Genomic DNA, 23,729 nt, shown 5'->3' with positions numbered 1-23,729 from the left:
ATTAGTGACTCAACCAGACATCATAGAAATTCGGTTTGGCGTTGGTGGCCCAGCTGATGCCGTGCACCTTTTTGGAGATCCCGAGCTGATAGGCAGGTACGGAGAGCGGCACCACATAAGCCTGCTCAATCACTTCGCGCTGAATTGCGGAGTAAAGCTGCTGGCGCTGCGCATCCGGCGCGCCGACGGCCTGTGTCAGTTTGTCGTCCAGCGCACTGATATGGCTGTAGTTGGAGCCTTTCGGCGGCGCGTAGCTCGAGTGGAAGACGGTGCGCAGAATATCCGGCTCGGCGCGCACATAGAAACTCGACACCACGTCGTATTGATTGTTGTTGGTGCGATCGGCAAAGCCTCCGGAATCCACGGGATCAAGCTTTAAGTCGATTCCGGCTTTCTTGACCTGAAACTGTACCGCCTGGAAGAGGGTGACATCCGAGGTTTCGAGCGTCGACGGGTCATAGACAAAATCAACGGTTAACGGCTGACCGTCTTTGGTACGAATACCGGCCGCGTTTTTGGCGGTCCAGCCTGCGTCATCCAGCAATTTGTTGGCTTTGTCGAGATTGAAACCGCCCAGTTTGGCAACGGAAGGGTCGTAGTATTGAGTCTGCGGACCCAATACGTTATCGGCCGCTTTCAGGGTGCCGAAGAAGGCCACCTTGACCGCCGAGGCCGGGTCGGTAGCGCTCAGAAACGCCTGACGCACCTTCACATCGGTAAACGGTCCTTTGGAGGTATTAAGGTACAGCACGCGCACTATCCCCGGATTCTCTTTGGTTTTCACCTCGAGCGCCGGGTTGTTTTTTACCGATTTGGCGTTGACCGGCGGAATAGCGTCGATGGCCTGAATCTGTCCGCTGGTGAGTGCGCCCAGACGCACGGAAGACTCCGGCAGGTATTTGAAGTTAATCGCCTCGAGATAGGCAGGCCCGGTGTGTGCGGCATAGCCCGGCCCCCAGTGATAGTCTGCGCGGCGGGTCAACTGACTGCCGCTGCCCTTGACAAAGGACTTGAGGATAAACGGCCCTGAACCCACGACGGTGTTGCTGGTATTTTGCGTCTTCTTCAAATAAGTCGGTGATTGAATGCCCAGATACGGCAGGCTCAGACCCTGCAATAGAGGCGCGAACGGCGAGTCATAATGAATGGCAACCGTGTAGGCATCAGGCGTGGTGATGCTCTTGATAGGCCCCAGCAGGGATTTCGAATAACTCGAGGTGGTTTTGGGATCCAGAATACGTTCCAGATTGTATTTCACCGCCTCGGCATCGAGCGGGGTGCCGTCGCTGAACGTGACATCCTTGCGTAGATGGAACACGTAATCGGTGTGATTGTCGTTGACCTCCCAACGGCTCGCCAGCCACGGCGTGAAGCGGTTGTCCTCTGCCTGTCCGACCAGCGAGTCGACCACGTTGCGGTCAATCAGTGCCGTGACCGACTGACCGGTAATGGACGGGTCGATGATAGGCGTATCGCTGCCCAGGGCAACGTTCAGGGTTCCGCCCTGGACCGGCGTTTCTGCTGCGTTGACGCTAAAAATCTGCCCGGAAGCCATCACCAGCATCGCGGCGGCAAGTGCTCTGACGAGCGGACGTTTTTCCCATTGATTTGTTTTTTTATTCATTACTGATTCCCTTTTTACAAGACGTAGACCCTGAGTTTTTACTGATTTTTTTCTGAAATTATTCTGAGTTTTGCTGATTTCTCCGAAATGCTAAGACGGGATAAAAGGTTCACCCAGCGTCAGCATCAGCCGGTTGGCCCACGCAAAGAATGCGGTGGATTGCACGAGATCCAGCAACTCAAGATCAGACAACCCGAGTTCGCGCAGCCCGGCAATGTGGCGTGCATTGGCATTGGCCGGTGTTGCCGATAACGCGGCCGAGAATGCGATTTCGGCCTGCCATCTGGCTTCCTGGTCGTGGCTTGGAATGTCGCCGGGTGCGGTGTCGAGCAGGCGCTGCACGGCCTGTGGATTTTTGGAGAGCTGGGCCGCCTTGCGGGCATGAACCGACGCGCAGAAGATGCAGCCGTTGATTTTACTGGCTACCGCAGCGGCCAGTTCCCGGTCTTGACGCGGCAACCCGCCCGAAGTGAAGAAAATGCCCTTGTCGGTTAACGTGCGTTGTTCAAGCACCGGCAGATTACGGCCCAACAGACGGAAATAATCGGAGTCGGCGTGACCAAATCGAGTGAGAGTTGCCTGCTGCTCGGGGGTGAACGCGGCGAACGATTTGGGTGCTATCCAGGGCTCCCACGACAGTTCATCCTGGGTAAAGGCTTTCGGTGCCTGTTTGCCGGAATGGGTGGTGGCGTCGGTACGCCAGAACGAAGCTCCTACCGGAAAATCGCCATTATCTACAACGGTATGGCCGTTAATCAGGCGATATCCCCGCAGCAACCGGCTTTGAAAGGCAACAAAAGCCACAAGTTGTGACAACGTCACGATGCCGTCCAGTGACCAGCCTGCTTCCACCAGTTCCTGTAGATGCCCGGCCGTAGCATGCGCCGGTTTGAAGCTCAGACGCTCCGCATGGGCCAAGGCTGCGCTATAGTGGCCGCGCGGAGTATCATTCTGCGATTTCAGGGCATTCAGCCGTTCGGCGTAATGTGCGCCCAGTTGAATGTCGTTGTGCCAGCGTGCAATCTGCTGCGCCAGCAACAGGCGTTCGGCCAGCGGAAAGTCTTGCAGATTCTCGTTGCTGTTGAACAGCGCGTCATAGCTGCCCTGCGAATGTTCGGTGGCAGCCTGTCGGGTATGGCGTGCCCGGGCCAGAGAGGAATCCGGCGCAATGTCCGCGAGCGTGGCCAGTAAATCGACTGCCTGAGGTGAAGAGGTCATAGCGTTTCCTTTGAAAGTTCATAATGAAGCGGTTGCGGTTTGGCTATCTTTTTTGGCGTCTGGCGCACCCAGCCGAGTGCGGGGGCCACATGTCTGGCGATAAGTTCTATCGAGCGCAGAATGTAGGGATGCGGCGGGTCGATGGAGTGCACCTGAAAGGCGAGATCGGTTACGCGGGCAAGCGCGGTATCGCGTTGCAGCGATGCCGTCACCTGCGCAGGCGTGCCGAGATGCACGTCGAAGGTGGCGATCAGGTCGTCCAGCGAGTCGCCGACCTCGCGATTGGCCAGCGCACGCGCGGTCGCCGCCTGCTTCTGCAATCCCCTGGCCGCCAGACGACGCGCCTCGTCGGCATCGTCACTGACAAACGCGGTGCGCGAGCCGAGAATGCGCGGTTCGACGCCGTCCGGCAGCGCCTCGAGATAGGCATCGATAATGCGGTTTTGCAGCACGTCCAGCGGCAGATGAGGTTGCCCCTGCGGTCGTGGCTGTGTGCGCGACAGCATCAGGCCGTCGCCCGCCGCCCCGGCGCGTGCACCGCCTTCGGGGGAAAAGGTCGCCTGCCACAGACGGCGGTTGAGTTGCGCCGCAGGGGGTAAAGCTGATTGCCTTCGCCTTCCAGCGCCTTGCCTTGCCATGCGTGGCGTAAAATCTCGAGGTTTTTGGCAAAGGCCTCACCGCGCGTATCGATATTTAATCCGAAAGGGACAAATGAAGACGGCGTGCCGCCGGAACCCAGACCGATATCGAGACGCCCATTGGACAGCAAATCCAGCACCGCTGCGTCTTCGGCTACGCGCAGGGCGTTTTCCATTGCCAGCGTAATGATGCCGGTGCCGAGGCGGATATGGCGCGTGTGCGCGGCGACATAGGCCAGAAACACCAGCGGCGCAGGCAGGCCGCCTTCGTCACGGTGAAAATGGTGCTGCGCTATCCACGCCGAATCGAATCCCCATTGTTCGGCATGGGCAATCTGTTCGGTCGCGAGACGGTAACGCTCCTGGGGACTGGTATCGTCAAGCAGGCGGGTAAAAACCCGAGGCGCTTTGGACGCGGGGTCGAGGAAGAAACAGCGGAGGCGTTGAGGCTCATACAAACTCCTTGGTGGCCGTCGGTTTTGGAACACGCAAATGCGTAAAGTCGGGGATGGCGCCGAGCAGTTCCCGTGTGTAGGCATCCGTCGGAGAGGTAAACAGGGTTTCGGTGTCGCCATAATCGACCTGCTTGCCCTGATTCAGCACGGACACGCTGTGCGAAAGTTGGCGCACGGTCGCCAGATCGTGCGAGATAAACAGATAGGTCAGGCCAAGCGCCTGTTGCAGGTCCTGCAATAGCCGCAGAATTTGCGCCTGAACGGTGACATCCAGCGCCGAGGTGGCTTCATCGAGCACTAAAATCTGCGGCTCGAGAACCAGCGCGCGGGCCAGTGCGACCCGCTGACGCTGGCCGCCGGAGAGTTCGTGCGGCCTGCGTTGCAGCAGGTCGACGGGTAACGCGACACGCTCGGCCATCGCGTACACCTTGGCCCGCCGCGCCTCGCCGCTCAGCGAAAAGTAGTTCTTCAATGGCTCTTCGATGATTTTGAACAAGGTCTGTGAAGGATCCAGAGAGGCAAACGGATTCTGATAGACCAGCTGGATTTTGCGCCGGGCCTGCCGTAGCGCCTCGCCCGAAAGCCGCGCGATGTCCACGCCGTCGACCAAAAGTTGACCGCTGTCGGGGCGCTGAAAGCCCAGCAGCAGACGGGCCAGCGTGGTTTTACCGGAACCGGATTCACCGACCAGCGAGTGGGTGGTGCCGCGCGTGACTTCAAACGAGACGTCGTCCAGAGCGCGAAATGTCTGCGCCGCGTTCTTGCCGCCGAGTGAAAAATGTTTGCCGACGTTGCGCACCACAATCGCGCTTTCACCGCCAACGGGCTGACGCGGCAGGGCGCGGCGCGGCGTCAGGGCAGGGGCGTCGGTAAACAGCTGGCGGGTATAGTCACTCTTCGGCGCGCGCAACACGTCGGCGGTAATCCCCTGTTCCTGTACCTTGCCTTTGCGAAACACCAGCAGCCTATCGGCGCGTTCTGCCGCCAGTGCCAAATCATGGGTAACGAACAGCACGGCGGTACCAAATTCATGACGCAGTTCATCGATAAGATCCAGAATGCGTTTCTGCACCCTGACGTCGAGTGCGCTGGTGGGTTCGTCGGCAATGATAAGCGCAGGCTGCAATGCAATGGCTATCGCAATCAGCACGCGCTGCTTCATGCCGCCGGAAAGCTGATGCGGATACTGTTTTACCCGCTGCTCGGGGTGGCTCAACCCCACGCGGGTCAGCAGTTCGACCACGCGGGCCTCACGGGCCTTGCGCGGCATACGGCGATGAATTTCCAGCACTTCGGACACCTGGTCACCCACGGTTTTCACCGGATTCAGCGAACTGGTAGGATCCTGCGGAATAAGGCTGATGCTCTTGCCGCGCAGGCTGTCGAGGCGGCGCGGCGACCAGCGGCTGATGTCGGTGCCGTTGAGCAGAATACGGCCCTGCTCGATCTGCCCGTTCTCGGCAAGCAACCCGATAATCGACTGCGCGGTAGTGGTTTTCCCGGAGCCGGATTCGCCGACCAGCGCCACGACTTCGCCCGGTTGAATCGAGAAGGAGACCTGCTCGACGACGCGGGTGGCCGTGTGTCCGCTGCGATAGACGATGGAGACGTCCTGCAATTCCAGAACCGGGTGCGGCGCGTGGGCAATGGCCGGTGAAAGGGATTCGTTCATGCGCGCTTCCTTCTCAGTGACTGGCTGATGCGATTGGCGGCCAGCACCGTGAGAATCACCACGATGCCCGGAAAGGTGGTCAGCCACCATGCGGTTGAAATGTAGTTACGTCCTTCGGCAATCAGCAGTCCCCATTCCGGCGTTGGCGGCGGTGTGCCGTATCCGAGAAAACTCAGGGTGGAAATTGCCAGAATCGCGCTGCCGAATTGCAGGGCGGAGAAGGCTATCACCGAGGTCAGCGAGTTGGGCAGGATATGCCGCCATAGCACGCTTAAGAAGGTGCCGCCGCTGCCGAAAGCCGCCTCGACATAGTCGCTTTGACGCACCAGCACCGCCTCGGCGCGCGCAAGACGCGCAAAGTTGGCGACCGAGGTGATACCCACCGCAATCGCCGCATGCACTGTGCCGAAGCCGAGCAGAATGATGACGCTCAGGGAGAGCAACAGACCGGGAATGGACAGCAGCACATCGACGATGCGCATGATAATGGTGTCTGTGATGCCGCCGACCGAAGCGGCCGCCAGACCTAGCGCACTGCCGAACAGCAGGCCGAGAAACACCGCCACCAGCGCACCGGAAAGCGAATGGGACGCGCCATAGACGATACGGGCGTAGAGGTCGCGACCAAGTTGGTCGGTGCCCAGCCAGTGTCCCGCGCCCGGCGCCAGACGCTGCGCACCCGCAATACCTTCCGTGCCGCTGTAGTCGGTGAACAGTTGAGGCGCAATGGCCCACAGAATAACCACCAGCATGATGGCCCAGGCGAGGACCAGCGTGGGTTGAATGCGCGTGAAGCGGCGGCGCGAGGCAGCAGGAAACGCCGCCAGCTGCGCATTTTCGGCGCTGTCATGTTTCGATAGGGGCAGGCTGCTCATGAGCGGACTCCGACAGAAGGGTTAAGGCGCGGGTCGAGCAGCGGATAAATCAGGTCGACCAGCAGATTGATGCCGACATAGGCCGCGGCGGAGATAACCACGATAGCCTGCAATACCGCCAGATCCTGATTGTTCACCGCCTGCTGCGTCAGCTGCCCGATGCCGTTGAGGCCAAACACCGTTTCCGTGACCAGCGCGCCCGCAATCAGCTCGCCAAACAGCAAACCCGCAATCGTCAGCGCGGGCAGGGTGGCGTTGCGCGCCACGTGACGCCACAGCACGCGGCTGCGGCTGGCCCCTTTGGCGCGTGCTACTGCCACAAACGGCTGGGTCTGCACCCTGTCGATACTGCGAATCAAAATTTGCGCCAGCGGTGCGCTAATGGGGACAGCCAGCGTGATGACCGGTAAAATCAGCCCCAGCCATTCGCCGGGATTGATAACCGGGATCCAGCCAAGGCGAAACGAAAACACCTGAATCAGCGCAATCCCGAGCCAGAAAGTGGGCACCGAGATAAAAAGCGAAGGCAGGCTCAACAACGCCGATTTCAGCCAGCGAAGCGGCAGTAGATGGGAGACGAAAGCAATCAGCACCGCCAGCACCACGGCGAGTGAAAACCCGAGCACCGCCAGTCTTAACGTGGGCGGAAAGTTGCTGACCAGCAATTTGGTCACCGGCACGCCAGCCTGAATCGAAAAGCCGAAATCACCGCGCAGGAAACTGCCAAGTTGATGCAGATAAGCCTGCCACAGCGGCAAATCGGCACCGTAGGCTGCACGCATCTCGGCGATTTGCGACGGACTCAGCCCCATCGACGGGTCCTGAAACTTGATGAGGATGGCATCGCCCGGCAGCGCTTGCAGCAGCACAAACGACAGCGTGAACGCGGCCCACAGCACCAGCAGGGCCTGACCGATACGTCCGCTTAGATAGTGGTTCATCGCCCGCTCCCGAAATTAATGTTTAGCCAGCCACGCGCTGTAGAAACTCGGACGGCCGACCGCTTCGAAGGCCTCGTCATGCAGATAGGGCGCACCGGCAAAGACCTGTGGCTCTTCGAAAATCGGAATATCGTAGGCTTGGTCCAGAATATAGCGCTGCGCCTCACCGGCGAGTGTCAGGCGCTTTTGCGGGTCGACTTCGGCCGAGATATCCACCAGTAACGCATTCAACTTGTCGTCCTTGAAGGTTTTGGTTTTACTGCTCAGGCCGCCTGCTTGCAGCAGCGCATCGCGGTTGGTCGGATAAAATTCGCTTTTGATGACATCCGGGTCGGCGCGGCCCACTTCCACCACATTGACCGGGGTCTTGAATGGGTCGAGGCTATCTGCCACTTTGCTGCCCGCATCGCCCGCCAGTATCGTCAGCTTGACGCCCAATGCGTTCCACTGCTGCGCGACCAGTTGCAGGACCTCTTTGTTTTGCGGCTGCGGCAGGGATTCATAGATAGTCAGCGCCAGCGGCTTGCCGTCTTTCTGGCGAATGCCGTTCGGACCCGGCTTCCAGCCTGCCTCGTCGAGCAGCTTTTTCGACAGCGCAGGATCGTACTTCAGCTTGTCGCTCAGATTGACGTAACCCGCCGCCGAGGCGGCAATCACCGACGTCGCCTGCGGATAGTTTGGCGAGAATAGCGTGCTGACAATTTGCTGGGCATTGACGCCGTGCAGCAGCGCCTGACGCACCTTGAGGTCGGCGACCAGCGGATTCTCGGGGCGGAAGGAGATGCCGTCGTTTACTCCACGGGTTGAAGGCGCATAAATCGGGAATTTCTTCTCTTCGGCCTGCTTTTCGTCGTACGCCTGAACCTGGCGAATAAAGTCGGCCTGACCGGCCAGCAACGCGCCGATACGCACGCTGTCTTCGCCGGTAACGATAACCTTGATGGCATCGAGGTTGGCGCGACCCTGCTGTTTCAGGTTTTTGGGTCCCCAGTTGTAGTCCTTGCGCGCCGTCAGGTCGACTTCACGACCCAGGGTTTCGCCACTGACCACAAACGGCCCCGAACCAATGATGTGACGCGCATCGCCGAGCGCATCGAAATTACGCGCAAGCGTCGAGAGTGAAACAAGCCCCGAACCAATGGTGGCGGTGCCTTGCAGGAAGCCCGGAGAAGGCTTTTTGAAATAGAACCTCACCGTGAGCGGATCGATGACTTCGCTGTGATCGTAATTGTTGATGACTTCGGAAATCGGCAGGTGATGGGCTTTGTCGCCAAGGCCGTAGGTGTCGAAGTTTTTCGCGACGGCATTGGCGTCGAGCGGGGTGCCGTCGGAGAACGTGATATTCGGGCGAAGTGTGAAGGTGTATTGCGTCTTGTCGGCGTTGGTGGTCCACGACTCGGCAATCCACGGTTCTATCTTAAGCGTCTGCGGATTTTGATAGGTCAGCTTGTCGGTAATCTGATTAAGAATGCCGCCGTTGGGGTAAAAACCACCGGCAGGCGGATAGAGATTGGTGTGTGCCTGCTGCTCGAGATATATCAGCGTACCGCCCTTGACCGGCGTATCCCCTGCGGCCTCTGCGGACGCACTCCCTGCTGACAGGGCGAAAGACAGCCCCAGCGCCACGGCGCCAACTCGGCGAATTTTACCCATTTCAGTTTCCTTTTTATTTTGATTTGAGGCGCGCACCGGCCCGAAAAATGCCGCCAGACCAAGGCAGCAGGGACGCGCATGAACTCATAACAAACCAAATCAAAAGGAAGATGAAATAACGAATTTAGCTATTCATAGCAATAAATGGTCAATGTCCATAATCCCTGACTTATTATTTTTTGTGGTATCAAAATGCTTTTTTCTTCGTAGATTAAAAATTCCTGCGCTCTATTTTGGACACTACTTTTGCATGGAAAAAGGAGTTCAGTTTGACCAATCAAACTCGCAGGCGGTTAAAGACGCTGGTAGGCGCAGGGAGCGTAGTTTATGCCTCGAACGATACCCGACCGCAGACCGGTATCGAACGCGCCGCCGAACTGGCGAAAATAGCCGAAAAAGAGCGCATTACCGGTTTATTCACCGCCGATCTGCTGCAGGCCGATCCCGACGGTCTGGCGGGCAGCACGGGCAGTCAGGATCCAATTGTGGCGCTTGCGGCATTGAGCCAGCTCACCTCGCATATCGGGCTTATCGCCACGGTGTCGACCACCTATCATCACCCGTACAATCTGGCGCGGTTGATTGGCACGCTGGACCACGTCAGCGGCGGTCGAGCCGGATGGAACGCGGTGACCTCGTCGGTGGGCGAAGAGAATTTCGGCGACCACGGCTTGCCGAATCCGGCCGCGCGCTACGCCCGTGCCACCGAATTTATCGAAGTCATCAATGCGCTGTTCGACGCCAACGACTCGGGTGCCGTGCGCCGTGCCGCCAGCGGGTCCGTCAGTATCGATCCACGTAAATTGCATGCGATTGACCATCGCGGGGAGTTTTTTCAGGTCAGGGGACCGCTAAACGTACCGCCGCCGCCGCAGGGTCGTCCGGTGCAGTTTCAGGCGGGGCAATCCGACGAAGGGCTGATTCTCGGCGCGAAGTATGCAGAAGTCATTTATACCTCGCAGCCTACGCTCAACGATGCCCTCTCTTTTGTCGAGCGGGTGCACCAGCATGCCAATGCCTATGGCCGACACGACAACAAGCCGCTTATCATGAACTCGTTCCATTCGGTGATTGGCGAGAGCGCCACCGATGTGTCGCGCAGGCTGCGGGAAAAACATGAACGCATCGACTATCAGCAGGGCCGACTCAAGGTCGCCGACATGCTGGGCGGCGAGATTGATCTGCGTGATTTTGCCCTCGACCAGCCTATTCCGCCAAAATTCCTGCCGGAAGTCGGACTGATCAATCGCCGTCGTGGTAGAGCAGACATCTTCAAGCGCTTCGCGTTGCAGGGGCTGACGCTACGTGAATTAATTATTCAGGCGCAGGAAACGGGGCACTGGTATGTGGCGGGCACGCCGGAAACACTGGCCGATGCGATTGAAGAGCGTTTCAACGCGGGCGTTCTGGACGTGATTTCGCTGCATGGTCTGGGCCAGCCCGATCAGCAGGATTTACTGCTGAACGGACTGCTGCCTGAACTGCGTAAAAGGCAATTAATCGACGAAGAATATCTCGGAGAAGATTTTCGCGCCAATCTGCAATTATCGCCGATTAAAAAAGCCAGTTTAGTGTTTTAATTCCAGACATTTTTCGTAAAGAAGAGCTGATAGCAGTGACAATTATCGTCACTGCTGCCAGTGCTTGACGTGCATATTAATGCCGCCTCGTTATTCGTCCGAAATAGAGAGCTTACGCGCCGATGTGGCTGCATTGATATTGTCGGTAAGCAAGCTTTGCAGGCTATTTCCAGAGTGGGGCAGATTATCGTTCAAGGTATAAACTTCGCCTGTACAGTTGACCAGAATATCGAGCCCGCCAAATATTCCGGGAGAATATTTTACCAGCATGGCGGCCTGCGCAGGCTCGTTGATATCTACGGCAACCGCAATCGCGCGCCCGCCCGCATGTCGAATATCTTCGGCCGTTTGTTCTGCCTGATTGAGGTCGTTGTCGGCCACAATCACCGCCGCCCCTTGCGCCGCAAGAAAGAGCGCCTGAGTTTTGCCTGCTCCGTGGCCACCGTAACTTACCAGCGCGGTTTTTCCTTTTAACGGCTGATTCTGTGCCGTAAGAGGCGACGCGTCCTGCGAAAATGCCGGGGCAGGTTGATAATGCGTTTTCATATTCCATTCCTGAATGATCAAAGGGTAGGGTCTTTATTAAGGGGACCCGTAATGTAGGGTAATCGAGGAATATCGGTAAAATAACAAAACTGTACCGTTCAGTACAGTATTACATTATTTTTTTCTATCCCATTGAGGATTTGTGGAATAATCCGTGCAACGCCGTGCCCGTTATTTACGGGCGAAACGTGCCTGCAACCAGTGAATAAATACCGTTACTGCGCGCGGTGTCTGGCGATTATAGGGGCGAAGGATCCAGATTTTACTCGCAAAGGCATCAATGATTTTCCAGTCGGCCAGAACTTCCTGCAATGTCCCCTCACGAATCGCCACGCCGGCGCTGAAATCCGGCAGCATGGCAATGCCCATGCCCGAAATGGCCGCATCACGAATCGACTCGCTGTTGTTGGTCGCAAGCGGCCCTCTGACATTGACGCTGACGGCCTGGCCCGGAGCGGCAGCCTTTTCGAATACCCAGCGCGGAAGTTCGGTGCCGCGCGGATAATACAGGCAGTCGTGGTCGATGAGCGCCTCGGGATGACCCGGCACGCCGTGAGTGGCAAGGTAGTGGCCGGAGGCGACCAGCATGGCGCGCGTCTCGCAAAGGGGCAGCGCAATGCTGGTATCGGGCAGCTTGTCGCTGTGGCGGATGGCGATATCAAAGCCTTCGCTCACCATCGGCACGATTCTGTCTTCCACTTCGAGTTGAATCCGCACCTCGGGATAACTTTTCAGGAAATCGTTGAGATGCGGCAGCAACTGCTGGCGGGCAAAGGCTACCGGGGCCGTGATGCGCACCAGACCCCTGACGGAGCCGGTCATATCGCGCAGGCCGACAAAGCTTTTTTCGATGTCTTTGAAGGGCTGAGTGATTTCCGACACCAGCTTTTCCCCGCTGGCGTCAATCTTACGCTGCGGGTTGTGCGCGAGACGAGTGCAACACCCGCCTGGGTTTCCAGTTCCTTGATTCTCTGGCTAAACGCCGACTTGCTGACTTCCAGCCGTTCCGCTGCCTGAGTGAAACTTTTTTGTTCGGCCAACACAGTGAGCCAGTATAAATGATGCCATAACGCATCGGGTTTCAGGTCTTTCATCGTGATTGTTCACTATAGTGAATAATGATTTCAACTATAGCGCTTTTTCCATGGTCGTTAACATGTAAAAGTGACGGTGTCGAACAAGAAACCCCTTTTCAACTGGAGTCACTATGCCACTACTTCAATTCGATTTAATCCAGGGCCGCACGGCCGAAGAAGTCCAAACCTTGCTGGACGTTGCCCATGAGGTTGTGCTTCAGGCGTTTAACGTGCCGCCGCGCGATCGTTATCAGATTGTTCACGAAAATCCTGCCAACTTCATGGTATTTCAAGACACGGGACTGGGTTTTGAGCGCTCGAACAAGCTGGTGGTGGTGAGAGTCTTTACCAGTCCGCGCAGCGAGGAGCAAAAGACCCTGTTTATGAAACTGCTGGCAGAGCAATGGGCAAAACATTGCGATATCGATGGCCGTGATCTGTTTATCTCCTTTATTACCAACAGCAAGGGTGACTGGAGTTTCGGCTTTGGCGAGGCGCAGTACCTCACGGGTGCCCTCTAGTTAAGTAAGTTTTAGTGAACAATGGCGGGGTGTGTTGGGCACAACCCCAATACCCCGCCTGCGCATTAAATCGTCAAAATCCTGAGGCATCTCCGCCTCTTAGCACAGCCCCTTCCTTACAAATCTGAGTAATTCCGTTAAATTGAGCTAATATTAGTCGGTTCCAAATTTGGTGATATTGAACGATGACATCCGACTGCAATAGGGGGCCAGGATGAGAACACTGACGGAAGCACGAAGGCAGGCCATTATCGATACTGCGACGGAGCTTTTTCAGGAAATGGGTTACGAAAGAACCTCAATGAATGAAGTAGCAAGAAGGATGGGGGGATCCAAGGCAACGCTTTACAACTATTTTGCTTCCAAAGAGGCATTGTTTGAAAAAGTGGTGCGCACGTACAGCACGCACCTGCTGACCGCCGCCGCCGATGAACTTTCGTCCTATGGCAATGGCGATGTGACGTTCGAGCAGAAGCTCACGCGATTTGGCGAACCGGATGCTCGGCGTGCTGGTTAAGGATAACAAGGCGATTAAAATTTATCGCTGTGTGCTGGGCGAGGCGGGGAATTCCAATATCGGCGAACTGTTTCGCGCTGCGGGTCCGAAGGAGAGTATGGAGAAGCTGGCGGATTTGATGACACGGGCCATGCAGGCGGGCGAACTGGCGCAATCTGAAGCCATGTTGCGCGCCGAGCAGTTTACTGCGCTACTGAAGGCAGAAGCCAACGTCATGTTATTACAGCGTGAACCGGTTCCATGCTCTGATGAGCAAGTGAAATCCATGGTCGCGCGAGGCGTTAAACTTTTTTGTATGGCGCAGTGCCAACATCGATGACGTGCCAATAAAGACTGAACGATCATAAAGGTAAATCTGATTTTTTCTGCGTGATAAGCGCAATAATTCACACACAGTAGGTAAACTCCGGCAACGCTTTCTCGAAAGCGCCAAAAAAATCCCCCTGCATGACAGGGGGACTCATCAAGATTCAACGCACTGAAAACTATTTCGCTTCCTGCGCATCCAGCTCGCCATAGCGTTCACGCATATGGTTCTCTATCTCTTCCAGACTCTTGCCGCGCGTTTCCGGCAGCATGAACATCACGAACAGCAGCGAACCCACGTTAATGACCGCAAAGACAAAGAAGGTCTTGTTGCCTGTCACGCTCAGCATCGCCGGGAAACCAAAGGCGACGATGGCGTTGCAGATCCACTGGAAGGCTACGGCGGTGCCGGTCAGCACGCCACGCAGCTTCTGCGGGAACAGCTCGGACATCAGCAACCAGTAAACCGGCGCAATGAACATCTGCATGAAGAACAGGAAGACCAGAATGCAGGCCAGCGCCAGATAGCTTTGCAGCATGCTCTGCGGCATAAACGACAGCACCATGCCGAGCGAAACCTGCGAGATAATCACGAAGGTCAGGCCCGTCATCAGCAGTTGACGACGTCCGTAACGGTTTACGCTCCATAGACCCATTACGACCGCAATCACCGACACCACCCCGTTACCAATCGTCGCGGCGATGGAAGCATTGGTTCCAAGCCCCGTGGTTTTCAGAATGATAGGTGTGTAGTACATAAAGGCATTGACGCCGGTAAACTGGCAGACAAAGCCCAGACCCGCGCCGACCATCAGCAGTCGCAACACCCACTTTTCGCGGATAAGCTCCCCCGCAGACGGCCCTTTATGGGCTTCCGCAGACTGGCGTTTCATATCCGCCAGCTCTTTGCGCACCTCTTTGGGCGTATCACGCAAATGTTTGAGGATCTTCTTTGCTTCCTTGAAACGACCTTCGGCAACCAGCCAGTGAGGCGAAGCTGGAACAAAGAAAGTACCCAGAAACAGCAGGAAGCCCGGCACCATCGCGATCGCAAGCATATAGCGCCACAGATGCGCGTCGTGCAGCAGATAGCTCAGCAGCGTACTGGTGGTGTAGGCAACCAGCTGACCGGAAACAATCATCAGTTCGTTGCGGCTCACCAGCGGTGCACGGCGTTTAGGCCCGGCAATCTCGGCGATAAACACGGAACGGTCGAAGAACCGCCGCCCACCGCAATCCCGAGCAGGAAGCGCATCGCCACCATGATGTGTACATCCGGGGCCAGCGCGGTGCCGAGCGAGCCCAGAACAAACAGCACGGCCAGACTGCGCAGCGTAATGCGACGCCCAAAACGGTCAGAGAAGTATCCGCTGAGGAAGGAACCGAATGCAGCACCAAAAATCAGTGACGACGAAACCAGACCTTCGGTGAAAGGGGTCAGCCCCAGTCCGCCTTGTGAAGCGGGTAAGGTCATGAAAGGCAAGGCACCCGAGATAATTCCGGTGTCATAGCCAAAAGCCAGCGCTCCCATGGTGGCCACCAGTACAATCAGGAAAATACGCTGCCTGACCGTATCGGGGGTCTGCGGTTGTTGATCGCTATCCGCTTGCGTAGAAATGTTCGTCATTCTTTATCTTTCCCTAAATTATTGCCAAAGAAACCCCTTCCTTCTGAATCGAGAAGGAAGTAAATCAGTAGAAACAGAGAGATATTATGAGTATAGACGGTAAAAGTGTGATCTAGATCAACTCGGGAAAATCTTAGACCCTGCATTGCATTTAGGCAATGCAGGACAACATTTAAATATTGCGGGGTGAAGGCAGGCGAGACAGGGCGGTGAGAAGGGCTTCGGTCCTGCCTGCGGCACAGACGCGGATCCAGCCTTCTCCCGCAGGCCCAAAGGCCACGCCCGGCGCGACGGCAACCCGCTGGGTTATCAGGAAATGCTCGGCCCAGGCGGCGACGTCGCCTTCGCTTGCATGCGAAACATCAATCCAGATATAGAACGCGCCCTGCGGTCGCTGATAGTGCAGGCCCAGCTTGTCGAGCACCGCGCAGGCGGCCTCGATATTGTTGCCGTAGTGTTCGCGCGCCTGGTGCACGGCATCCTGGGGACCTTCCAGAGCCGCCAGCACGGCAAGCTGCGCGGGCGCATTGACGCAGCTGACGGTCGCCTCCTGAGCGGCGCGAAACGGCGCGGCGACGCCGGGCGGAGTGACCAGATAACCTACGCGCGCACCGGTCAGGCCGTAGGTTTTGGACACGGAATAGATGCTGAACACGCGGTCATCGGTATCCAGCGCCGCAACGCTCGTAAAGGCGCGCGTCGAGGTAAAATATTCATAGACTTCGTCGCTGATGACCCACAGGTCGTGGCGCGCGGCGAAGGCTAGCAGCTCGGCAATTTTCTCGGCGCTGTACACCACGCCAAGCGGATTCGACGGGCTGTTAATCAGTAATACTTTGGTGTGCGGGGTGACGCAGGCCTCGAGGTTGGCGATTGACGGCTGGAACTCGTCTTCGGCCTTGAGGTGATAGGCCACCGGCACCGCGCCGAGCAGCGTCGGGATCATCGAAAAGGTGGCATAGCCCGGATCGGGGATCAAAATCTCGTCGCCCGCGCTTAACGTCAGGGACATCGCCATGTGCAGCGCCTGCGAACCGCCTGCCGTAACGTGGATACGCGAGTCATCCACCTGATACCCGTTATCGCGCACAAGCTTGGTGGCAATCGCCGCCCGCAGCAACGCCATGCCGCTGTTTGGCGTGTAGTGAGTAACATCGGCGAGCCAGGCGTCGGCCCCGGCCTGCAGAATATGTTCGGCCACGGGTCTTTCCGGCTCGCCCACACTGAGCTGGATGACATCATCGAGTTCGGATGCCAGTTCATAGATACGACGAATGCCGGAGGCAGGGATTGCCAGTGCGTTGGCAGAAAGTTGCGGCATAAAAGCTCCTGATGTCGGCGCGGTTGAAGGTGAAATGAACATCCCGTTTTACTGAAGAATAAAAAATAAGTAAAGCCGTAAGCAGGCCGGGGATGAGCGGGGCGAGTGGAAAGGAGGAAGGCGGGAGGAAGCAGGCAATAATAAAGCCCTCGCGGCAGAACCGGGAGGGCCGAGAGACCACGGGCTAAATTAATTGACCTGCGTTGGCATACCTGAGCGCAGTTCGATAGCCTTGTCGAGCACTTGCTGGTTGACGCTCGGGTCAGCCATCAGCGTGGCATTGCCACCGGCAAGGGTAATAGGCAGCGGCTGCTGGGAGTCGAACTCTTCCTGGTTGGCCGACAGCGGGTTGTGCACTTCGACATAGCGCGCGCCGTTTGGCTCCACGGTCGTTTTCACCGGCTCGTTGATGAACTGGACGCGGGTGCCGACCGGCACGTTTTCGAACAGCCATTTGATGTCGGCATCACGCAGACGCACACAGCCGTGGCTCACACGAAGACCGATGCCAAAGTTGGCGTTGGTGCCGTGTACCGCGTACAGACGACCCACATACAGGGCATAAAGACCCATCGGGTTGTCAGGACCGGCCGGGAAGGTCGCCGGCAGCCATTTGCCTTCGGCGGCGTACTCTTCATGCATCTTGGCGGTTGGCGTCCAGGTTGGACCCGCTTTCTTGCGCTGTACCGAGGTAACCCAGTTCAGCGGGGTGTCTTTGCCCAGTTCGCCGATGCCGATAGGCAGCACGACGACCGTGTTGGTGCCTTTCGGATAGTAGTAAATACGCATCTCGGCGCTGTTGATAACCAGACCTTCGTGAGGCGTGTCCGGCAGGATAAGCTGCTGGGGAATGGTCAGCACGGTGCCGGAGGTCGGCAGGTAGGTATCAACACCCGGATTGGCTTCCAGCATGTTTGACAGGCCCATCTGGTACTGGGCAGCAAAATGCTCGAGCGGCAGTTTGTTATCTTGTGGAACGACGACGGTGATGTTTTCACCCACCAGACGACCGTTTTTTGCCGGCAACGGATAGACGACGGCGAATGCCGCCTGGCTATACGCAGCAACAGCCAACACCAATGTTAAGATCGCGCGAATGCTCATTTTCATATTTTTTTAATGTTACTCTTGCCGCAGGGGCACTAGTTTATGGGATTTTGACCGGGAGGATTCTGCCGGGATGACCCTTATATTGTATGTACACAATTGCTTGAAGGTGAATCAAGATGTGTAACCAATCACTTTTCAGGGCGAGTAATTATAAAGAAATATTTCAATCAGGCCAAAACTTTCGCAAAAATTAAACAAATATTGAACTTTTTGCCTGTCCGGCAAAAGCGGGTCGGGGAGAGGCCCGGCTTGTCATCTAACCGGGCCTGGCAGGAATTAGAAGTCGTAACCGACCGTCGCCACGACAGTACGCTCCTGACCCCAGTAGCAATAGCTAGTGCCGTAGCAGGCAGCCACGTACTTCCTGTCCGTCAGATTATTGACGTTGAGCTGCACGTAAGCGCCCTTTAGCGAGGGGGTAAACTCGGCAAGATCCATCCGTACCGAGGCATCGAAGAGCGTGGTCGAGGCAATGCGCTGGGTATTGGCATTATCCGCCCACTGCTTGCCGATAAACCGCGCGCCGCCGCCCAGATTAACGCCCATGCCCGCCGCGTATTGCGCCCACAGCGACGCCATCTGGTTCGGCGTGATATACGGCGTATTGCCGTTGCTGCCGTCGATGGCATCTTTAAACTTCACGCGATTATAGGTGTAACCCGCGATAATATTCAGGCGGTCCGTTACCTTGCTGCGCGCTTCAAGTTCGATCCCCTGAGAGTGAATTTTGCCTGCCGGTTCATAATAGCTGCCCACTACCACGCGGTTGCCGACATCCTTTTGCGTCAAGTCATACAGCGCCACGCTGTAGAGATTGCTGCTGCCCACCGGCTGATATTTAAGCCCGGCTTCGTACTGTTCGCTGGTCATCGGTTTCAGCAGCGTGCCGTCGGCACCGGGCAGCGCCGACGGTGTCATCGCCTGGCTGTAGCTCACGTAAGGCGAGATACCGTTTTCAAAGGCATACAGCAGCGAGGCGCGGCCGCTGAAGTGTTTATCGCTACGCTCGCTCAGGGTTTCGCTGTCGTACAGGCTGTCATACTGATTGCTGCGGGTCTTCAACGTGTCGTAACGCCCGGACAAGGTCAGATGCCACAGGTCGTAGATCATTTCGTCCTGCAAATAGACGCCTGCCTGCTGGTAGCGGCGCTTGCCCTGCGTCGAGCCATAAAGGTCCACCGCATCGCCCCCGAAACGCCGGTATAGGGGTCGAGGTCGCTGGCGTAACCGTTCTGCGCGGTCAGCGAGTTGGTGTAATGCTGGAAATCAAAGCCCAGCACCATTTTATGTTGCAGGGCCGCGGTGGCGAAATCCGCCTCAAGCTGGTTGTCGATGGCGAAATAGTCCAGCGATGACTGTTCTCCCGAATAGTAGCGGTTCAACAACGTGCGATCTGCATTCCATCCGCCCTGATAGACCTGCTGCAACGACGTGTTGGAGTGGGTGTAATTGGCGTTTCTGGCGAAACGACCAGACGTCATTGAAGCTGTGCTGGAATTCATAGCTGTAGATTTGCTCCCGGCGTTTGAAGGCGTTGCGTGCGCTTTCGCCATCAAAGAAACCGCGTCCGAGCTTGTCGCCACGCAATGTGTAAATACTGCCATCCGCCGGTACCGCTGAGTGAAAGCCGCCCGACGGATCCTTTTGCAGATAGGCGCGCAGCAGCAGCGAGGTATTTTCATCGGGTTGCCACAGCAGTTGCGGTGACAGCGAATAGCGCTCTTCGCGCTGGTGGTCATATTGCGTATCACTGCTGCGGGTCAGTCCTGTCAGACGGTAGGCCCATTGGTCGTCAATGGCTCCCGTGGTGTCGAATGCGCCGCCACGGGTATTGAAGTTACCGCCCGAAAGCTGGAGATGATTTTCGCTGGCAAACTGCGGTCGCTTGCTGGTTTCCATCACCAGTCCGCCCGGAATACTTTGTCCGTACAGCGCAGAAGACGGGCCTTTGATGACGTCGATACGTTCGAGGAACCACGGGTCAACCTGCACGATATTGTAGCTGCCGCCGTCGGTGGGCATGCGCAGGCCGTCGAGGAAGATATTATCGACATCTCCGCCGTGGAAACCCCGCAGCGAAACGGTGTCGTAGCGCGTGGCTCCTCCGGCAAAGTTGGTGAATACGCCCGGCGTGTAATTCAGCGCGGCGTTGACCGTCGTGGCGTGCTGGTCGTCAATCTGTTGACGGGTAATCACAGAGACGGCCTGACCCGTTGTTATCAACGGGGTGTCTGTCTTGGTGGCCGCCTTGCTGCTTTTCGCGGTATAGCCCTGCGTTGGGGCATCGGCCGTTTGCGACGGCGCAGCGTTGACGACCAGGGTGTCTTCGGCAAACACGGTCAGCGGCAGGCACGTGGCTATTGCACAAAGCACCGCTGAGCGTTTGAGAGTAAAAGCCGGCATCATCATGATTCCTTTTATAAATTTTTTTATGGTGTCGTCGCTCATCACCCAGAAGACGCAACCTCCCGATGAGCGCTTTTGTCAGGGTTGTATCGGGAAAGCGTAAGGATGATAAACGAAATGATAATGAGAGGCATTTTCTTTTTAAGTGAAATTAAAACCAACGACGTGGGCGCCTGGGTAGGGGCGTAAAAATTTAAAAATCGGTTTGCCATTAAAAAGTCAAAATCTCGTCTATTACTAATTATCCCCACCAACGATGAAAGGTCATAAATGGAAAATCCAACGCTGTTGCAGTTTTTTCACTGGTACTATCCGGAAGGCGGAAAGCTTTGGCCTGAAGTGGCCGAAAAAGCCGAATGGCTGGCGAATACGGGCATCACCATGGTGTGGCTTCCACCGGCCTATAAAGGCGACGGCGGGGCTTCTTCCGTAGGCTATGACACTTATGACCTGTTCGATCTGGGCGAGTTTGACCAGAAAGGCACGGTAGCCACCAAATACGGCGACAAAACCCAGCTTGTGGCCGCGGTTGAAAAACTGCGTGCGCACAATGTGGGCGTGCTGCTGGATGTGGTACTCAACCACAAGATGGGGGCCGACGAGAAAGAGCAAATCCTCGTCAATCGTGTGAAGGAAGACAACCGCGAAGAGATTGAAGAAGAAGTGGTGCAGGCCGAAGCCTGGACCAAATTCACCTTCGCCGGACGTCAGGGCGAATATTCCAAATTCATCTGGAATCATCAGTGTTTCAGCGGCGTCGATCACATCGAAAATCCCGACGAAAACGGCGTATTCAAGATTGTGAATGAATACACCGCCGAAGGCTGGAACACGGAGGTCGACGACGAGTTCGGCAACTTCGATTATCTGATGGGCGCCAATATCGATTTTCGCAACAACGCCGTGCGCGAAGAACTGCACTATTGGGCGCGCTGGATTATGGAGCAGGTGCCGTGCACCGGTTTCCGTCTGGATGCGGTCAAACATATTCCGGCCTGGTTCTACAAGGAGTGGATCGACAAGCTGCAGGAGGCCGCGCCGCACCCGATGTATCTGGTGGCCGAATACTGGACCTTCGAACTCGAGCGACTCCAGCAATATATTCATCAGGTCGATGGTAAAACCATGCTGTTTGACGCGCCGCTGCTGCTGAACTTCCACCATGCGTCGAAGCAGGGCAAAGACTACGACCTGACCAAAATTTTCGACAACACGCTGGTGCAGGCAGACCCGTGGCACGCCGTGACCATTGTCGCCAACCACGATACCCAGCCGCTGCAATCGCTGGAAATTCCGGTCGAGCCGTGGTTCAAGCCGCTGGCCTATGCGCTGATTCTGCTGCGCGAGCAGGGCGTGCCCGCCGTATTCTATCCTGACCTGTTCAGCGCCAGCTACGAAGACAGCGGCGACGACGGCCAGACGCATCAAATCGATCTTCCAGCCGTTGATGTATTACCTACGCTTATCAAAGCCCGTCAGGATTATGCCTGGGGTATTCAAACCGATTATCTGGATGATGCCAACTGTATCGCCTTTGTGCGCAGTGGCACGGCCGAAAAACCGGGCTGCGTGGTGGTGATGTCCAACGGCGACGAGGGATTCAAGGACATCATTCTCGGCGACAGCTTTGCCGGCAGTCAGTGGAAGGACATCACCGGCAATGCGGATTATCAGGTCGAATGCAATCAGGAAGGCAGTGGGCATTTTGGCTGCAAGGCGGGCAGCGTTAGCGTCTGGATTAAGGAGTAAATGCTTTTTTGGCACTTTCCAACGGCGAAATCGTTAAAAGTTACTACACTAGGTAAATGTTAGATAATTTTCAATTTAAGGAAGAAACTCATGAAAAAATCAATGCTTGCCGCCCTGGTGCTGACCACACTTTCCGTCGTAACCCTGACCGGATGCTCCTCCAATCAGTCGATCAAGACGACCGATGGCCGCACTATCGTGACCGACGGTAAACCGCAGGTCGACAGCGATACGGGTCTGGTGTCCTATAAAAATGCCCAGACCGGTCAAACCGAGCAGATCAATCGTGACCAGATTAGCAACATGAGTGAATTAGATAACTAACCAAAGGAGTTGACTATGAAAAAGGCAATGTTGTTACCGCTTGCAGCTGTGCTGTCTGTTGTTGCCCTGACAGGATGTACCCGTACGAGTTATGCGATTCATACCAATGATGCACGAACGATTGTCAGCGATGGCAAGCCGATGGACACGGAAGCCGGCATGCTTGGCTATACGGATGCCTGGGGCATGAAGAAGCAAATCAACAAGGCAGATGTCAAAGAAGTGTCTGAAATTCCAAACTGATCCTGCCGATACCCTCATTGCAAAAGCTGCCCTCGGGCAGCTTTTTCTTTTGGGCGCAGGGAAAAGATAAAGGAAGGGGTCAACCGACAAGCGCTTCTTCCATGAGGCTACTTGTCGATTGTCGCAACGCGGTGAAAAACTGAGTCTATTGTTAAAGGCTCGTCATGTATTCAGGCAAAGAGGAGGCCGAGCACGGCTCCGATAGCCAGCACCCACAGGGGATGCAGTTTTTTGTTCATCGCCAGCAGGGTGCAAAGAAGGATAATACCTCCGAGTGCCAGACTGGTCGCCGAGGCTTCGGCGATGAGCAGGCCGCTGGACACCACCAGCCCGACGGTCACCGGCACCAGTCCGCTCTGCACAATGCGCCGCCACGGCTTGTCTTTGTAGCGTTTCCAGCTGCGCATCACGATAAGCGTGATGATGGAAGACGGGCCGAACTTGGCAAGCGAAGACACCAGCAGACCCGCCCATCCGGCAACCTGCCAGCCCACCAGTGGAACAATCATCATGTTCGGGCCGGGTGCCGCCTGCGCCAGCGCAAACAGGGCGCTGAATTCCTGCGCGCTCATCCAGTGATGATTCTGCACCACTTCGCGCTGCATCTCGGGCAAAATCGTATTGCCGCCGCCAAACGCCATGACGGAAAGCTGGGTAAACAGCAGCGCCAACGTGATTAATACACTGATCATTTCTGACTCTTCCAGTACAGCAGGATGCTGATGGGCGCAAGAACCAGCATCACCAGCAGCATCGGCAGGCGTAGTCCGGCGATGGCGACAATCCCGACGGCAACCAGCGCCAGCGGCAGCCATTTGCCTTTCAGGGGTAGCAGCATCTTGATGCCGGTGGAGAGCAGCAGCCCGGCAGCCCCGGCGGCCAGACCGGCAAACAGATGCTCGACGATGACGTCGTTCTGATAGCGGGCATACACCAGACCCAGCCCGACGACGATGGCCGTGGGGGCGCAAATCAGCCCAAGCAATGCCGCGAGCGCCCCGCGCAGTCCGTGAAATTCGTTGCCGAGCGCCACCGACAGATTAATGATGTTGCCGCCGGGCAGAAATTGACACAGGCCCAGCAGTTCGGTGAACGCATCCCCGCTTAACCACTGTTTTTTCTCGACGATCAATCGTCGCGCCATCGGCAGGACGCCGCCGAAACCGGTCAGGCCGAGAATAAAGAAACCAAAAAACAGCGCGCGGCAGTCCGGCGTTACGCCGTGGTGTTGCAACGTCTGTTCACTGTTCATCTGGCTTTCAACGGGTGCGGGCATGAAGGTGCTCGATAATTGTCTAAAGTTAATTGAGGTATGTTTTTAACTATG

18 protein-coding genes and 4 pseudogenes are annotated in these 23,729 nt (G+C 56.5%); 7 read left to right on the top strand and 15 right to left on the bottom strand.

All coding sequences use genetic code 11. The features are described 5' to 3' along the window. Nucleotide 1 precedes the first annotated feature (1 nt). From O1V66_RS08375 to O1V66_RS08345, 7 genes and pseudogenes are all read right to left on the bottom strand, one after another. Entirely contained in the window at nt 2-1,624 is a 1,623-nt protein-coding gene (locus O1V66_RS08375; RefSeq protein ID WP_045047634.1) for an ABC transporter substrate-binding protein, read from the bottom strand. A 90-nt stretch (nt 1,625-1,714) separates the two neighbouring features. Then, on the bottom strand, nt 1,715-2,842 hold the full coding sequence (locus O1V66_RS08370; RefSeq protein WP_045047635.1) for an alkylhydroperoxidase domain protein: 1,128 nt from the start codon (nt 2,840-2,842) through the stop codon (nt 1,715-1,717). Continuing rightward, nucleotides 2,839-3,866: pseudogene (locus O1V66_RS08365) on the bottom strand (putative FMN-dependent luciferase-like monooxygenase). The gene O1V66_RS08370 and the pseudogene O1V66_RS08365 overlap by 4 nt, the downstream one beginning before the upstream one ends. Before the next feature lie 64 nt (nt 3,867-3,930). After that, complete coding sequence (locus O1V66_RS08360; protein ID WP_045047637.1) at nt 3,931-5,607, bottom strand: dipeptide ABC transporter ATP-binding protein; 1,677 nt, start codon at nt 5,605-5,607, stop codon at nt 3,931-3,933. Further along, complete coding sequence (locus tag O1V66_RS08355) at nt 5,604-6,482, bottom strand: ABC transporter permease (protein WP_045047638.1); 879 nt, start codon at nt 6,480-6,482, stop codon at nt 5,604-5,606. Before O1V66_RS08355 ends, O1V66_RS08360 begins: the two co-directional genes overlap by 4 nt. Further along, nucleotides 6,479-7,423 (bottom strand): ABC transporter permease, encoded by a 945-nt coding sequence (locus O1V66_RS08350; protein WP_045047639.1) that lies wholly within the window; start codon nt 7,421-7,423, stop codon nt 6,479-6,481. Before O1V66_RS08350 ends, O1V66_RS08355 begins: the two co-directional genes overlap by 4 nt. Before the next feature lie 15 nt (nt 7,424-7,438). Continuing rightward, nucleotides 7,439-9,076 (bottom strand): TIGR04028 family ABC transporter substrate-binding protein, encoded by a 1,638-nt coding sequence (locus O1V66_RS08345; protein WP_045047640.1) that lies wholly within the window; start codon nt 9,074-9,076, stop codon nt 7,439-7,441. A 269-nt stretch (nt 9,077-9,345) separates the two neighbouring features. On the opposite strand from O1V66_RS08345, the gene O1V66_RS08340 reads away from it, so the two are divergent. Next, nucleotides 9,346-10,656 (top strand): NtaA/DmoA family FMN-dependent monooxygenase, encoded by a 1,311-nt coding sequence (locus O1V66_RS08340; protein WP_045047641.1) that lies wholly within the window; start codon nt 9,346-9,348, stop codon nt 10,654-10,656. Between the two features lie 90 nt (nt 10,657-10,746). On the opposite strand, the gene O1V66_RS08335 is transcribed toward O1V66_RS08340, so the two are convergent. Both O1V66_RS08335 and O1V66_RS08330 read right to left on the bottom strand, forming a co-directional pair. Beyond that, complete coding sequence (locus O1V66_RS08335; protein ID WP_045047642.1) at nt 10,747-11,202, bottom strand: SDR family NAD(P)-dependent oxidoreductase; 456 nt, start codon at nt 11,200-11,202, stop codon at nt 10,747-10,749. 171 nt (nt 11,203-11,373) lie between these two features. Then, nucleotides 11,374-12,296, bottom strand: a pseudogene (locus O1V66_RS08330) (LysR family transcriptional regulator). Nucleotides 12,297-12,409: 113 nt separating this feature from the next. Between O1V66_RS08330 and O1V66_RS08325 the strand changes: the two are divergent. The 3 genes from O1V66_RS08325 to O1V66_RS21865 all read left to right on the top strand — a co-directional run bounded on the left by O1V66_RS08325 (nt 12,410) and on the right by O1V66_RS21865 (nt 13,635). After that, a complete protein-coding gene (locus O1V66_RS08325) occupies nt 12,410-12,799 on the top strand; it encodes a tautomerase family protein (RefSeq protein ID WP_045047644.1) in 390 nt (129 codons plus the stop codon). A gap of 214 nt (nt 12,800-13,013) precedes the next feature. Then, complete coding sequence (locus tag O1V66_RS21870) at nt 13,014-13,316, top strand: TetR/AcrR family transcriptional regulator (protein ID WP_414058446.1); 303 nt, start codon at nt 13,014-13,016, stop codon at nt 13,314-13,316. Beyond that, on the top strand, nt 13,297-13,635 hold the full coding sequence (locus O1V66_RS21865) for a TetR/AcrR family transcriptional regulator C-terminal domain-containing protein (RefSeq protein ID WP_414058445.1): 339 nt from the start codon (nt 13,297-13,299) through the stop codon (nt 13,633-13,635). Before O1V66_RS21870 ends, O1V66_RS21865 begins: the two co-directional genes overlap by 20 nt. Before the next feature lie 166 nt (nt 13,636-13,801). Here the strand turns inward: O1V66_RS21865 and O1V66_RS08315 are convergent. The 4 genes and pseudogenes from O1V66_RS08315 to O1V66_RS08300 form a co-directional block, all read right to left on the bottom strand. Beyond that, nucleotides 13,802-15,249: pseudogene (locus tag O1V66_RS08315) on the bottom strand (sugar porter family MFS transporter). Between the two features lie 172 nt (nt 15,250-15,421). Further along, nucleotides 15,422-16,570, bottom strand: a complete 1,149-nt coding sequence (locus O1V66_RS08310) for a pyridoxal phosphate-dependent aminotransferase (protein WP_045047647.1) — start codon at nt 16,568-16,570, stop codon at nt 15,422-15,424. A gap of 189 nt (nt 16,571-16,759) precedes the next feature. Next, the gene (locus O1V66_RS08305; RefSeq protein ID WP_045047648.1) at nt 16,760-17,680 is read right to left on the bottom strand and encodes a L,D-transpeptidase family protein; all 921 of its coding nucleotides are present in this window, start codon (nt 17,678-17,680) and stop codon (nt 16,760-16,762) included. A 276-nt stretch (nt 17,681-17,956) separates the two neighbouring features. After that, nucleotides 17,957-20,089 (bottom strand): annotated as a pseudogene (locus O1V66_RS08300) (TonB-dependent siderophore receptor). A 267-nt stretch (nt 20,090-20,356) separates the two neighbouring features. Here O1V66_RS08300 and amyA point away from each other — a divergent pair. From amyA to O1V66_RS08285, 3 genes are all read left to right on the top strand, one after another. Beyond that, complete coding sequence (gene amyA, locus O1V66_RS08295) at nt 20,357-21,835, top strand: alpha-amylase (protein ID WP_045047649.1); 1,479 nt, start codon at nt 20,357-20,359, stop codon at nt 21,833-21,835. Nucleotides 21,836-21,925: 90 nt separating this feature from the next. Next, complete coding sequence (locus O1V66_RS08290) at nt 21,926-22,159, top strand: YgdI/YgdR family lipoprotein (RefSeq protein ID WP_045047650.1); 234 nt, start codon at nt 21,926-21,928, stop codon at nt 22,157-22,159. A gap of 15 nt (nt 22,160-22,174) precedes the next feature. Then, nucleotides 22,175-22,402, top strand: a complete 228-nt coding sequence (locus O1V66_RS08285) for a YgdI/YgdR family lipoprotein (RefSeq protein WP_045047651.1) — start codon at nt 22,175-22,177, stop codon at nt 22,400-22,402. A 170-nt stretch (nt 22,403-22,572) separates the two neighbouring features. Here the strand turns inward: O1V66_RS08285 and O1V66_RS08280 are convergent, their stop codons facing one another. Continuing rightward, nucleotides 22,573-23,094: a chromate transporter gene (locus tag O1V66_RS08280; RefSeq protein ID WP_045047652.1), complete on the bottom strand. Its 522-nt coding sequence runs from the start codon at nt 23,092-23,094 to the stop codon at nt 22,573-22,575. Then, nucleotides 23,091-23,654, bottom strand: a complete 564-nt coding sequence (locus tag O1V66_RS08275; RefSeq protein ID WP_241481414.1) for a chromate transporter — start codon at nt 23,652-23,654, stop codon at nt 23,091-23,093. Before O1V66_RS08275 ends, O1V66_RS08280 begins: the two co-directional genes overlap by 4 nt. Nucleotides 23,655-23,729 lie beyond the last annotated feature (75 nt).

Source organism: Rouxiella chamberiensis (assembly GCF_026967475.1).
In the GTDB taxonomy this organism is placed as follows: Bacteria; Pseudomonadota; Gammaproteobacteria; order Enterobacterales; family Enterobacteriaceae; genus Rouxiella; species Rouxiella chamberiensis.
This window is presented reverse-complemented; position numbering and strand designations above follow the sequence as displayed.

Coding starts and splice junctions, on each gene's coding strand:
- O1V66_RS08275 (WP_241481414.1), bottom strand. CDS start 23,654: ATGAACAGTGAACAGACGTTGCAACACCACGGCGTAACGCCGGACTGC.
- O1V66_RS08350 (WP_045047639.1), bottom strand. CDS start 7,423: ATGAACCACTATCTAAGCGGACGTATCGGTCAGGCCCTGCTGGTGCTG.
- O1V66_RS08335 (WP_045047642.1), bottom strand. CDS start 11,202: ATGAAAACGCATTATCAACCTGCCCCGGCATTTTCGCAGGACGCGTCG.
- O1V66_RS08325 (WP_045047644.1), top strand. CDS start 12,410: ATGCCACTACTTCAATTCGATTTAATCCAGGGCCGCACGGCCGAAGAA.
- O1V66_RS08345 (WP_045047640.1), bottom strand. CDS start 9,076: ATGGGTAAAATTCGCCGAGTTGGCGCCGTGGCGCTGGGGCTGTCTTTC.
- O1V66_RS08355 (WP_045047638.1), bottom strand. CDS start 6,482: ATGAGCAGCCTGCCCCTATCGAAACATGACAGCGCCGAAAATGCGCAG.
- amyA (WP_045047649.1), top strand. CDS start 20,357: ATGGAAAATCCAACGCTGTTGCAGTTTTTTCACTGGTACTATCCGGAA.
- O1V66_RS08285 (WP_045047651.1), top strand. CDS start 22,175: ATGAAAAAGGCAATGTTGTTACCGCTTGCAGCTGTGCTGTCTGTTGTT.
- O1V66_RS08305 (WP_045047648.1), bottom strand. CDS start 17,680: ATGAAAATGAGCATTCGCGCGATCTTAACATTGGTGTTGGCTGTTGCT.
- O1V66_RS08290 (WP_045047650.1), top strand. CDS start 21,926: ATGAAAAAATCAATGCTTGCCGCCCTGGTGCTGACCACACTTTCCGTC.
- O1V66_RS21870 (WP_414058446.1), top strand. CDS start 13,014: ATGAGAACACTGACGGAAGCACGAAGGCAGGCCATTATCGATACTGCG.
- O1V66_RS08375 (WP_045047634.1), bottom strand. CDS start 1,624: ATGAATAAAAAAACAAATCAATGGGAAAAACGTCCGCTCGTCAGAGCA.
- O1V66_RS08370 (WP_045047635.1), bottom strand. CDS start 2,842: ATGACCTCTTCACCTCAGGCAGTCGATTTACTGGCCACGCTCGCGGAC.
- O1V66_RS08360 (WP_045047637.1), bottom strand. CDS start 5,607: ATGAACGAATCCCTTTCACCGGCCATTGCCCACGCGCCGCACCCGGTT.
- O1V66_RS08280 (WP_045047652.1), bottom strand. CDS start 23,094: ATGATCAGTGTATTAATCACGTTGGCGCTGCTGTTTACCCAGCTTTCC.
- O1V66_RS21865 (WP_414058445.1), top strand. CDS start 13,297: ATGCTCGGCGTGCTGGTTAAGGATAACAAGGCGATTAAAATTTATCGC.
- O1V66_RS08310 (WP_045047647.1), bottom strand. CDS start 16,570: ATGCCGCAACTTTCTGCCAACGCACTGGCAATCCCTGCCTCCGGCATT.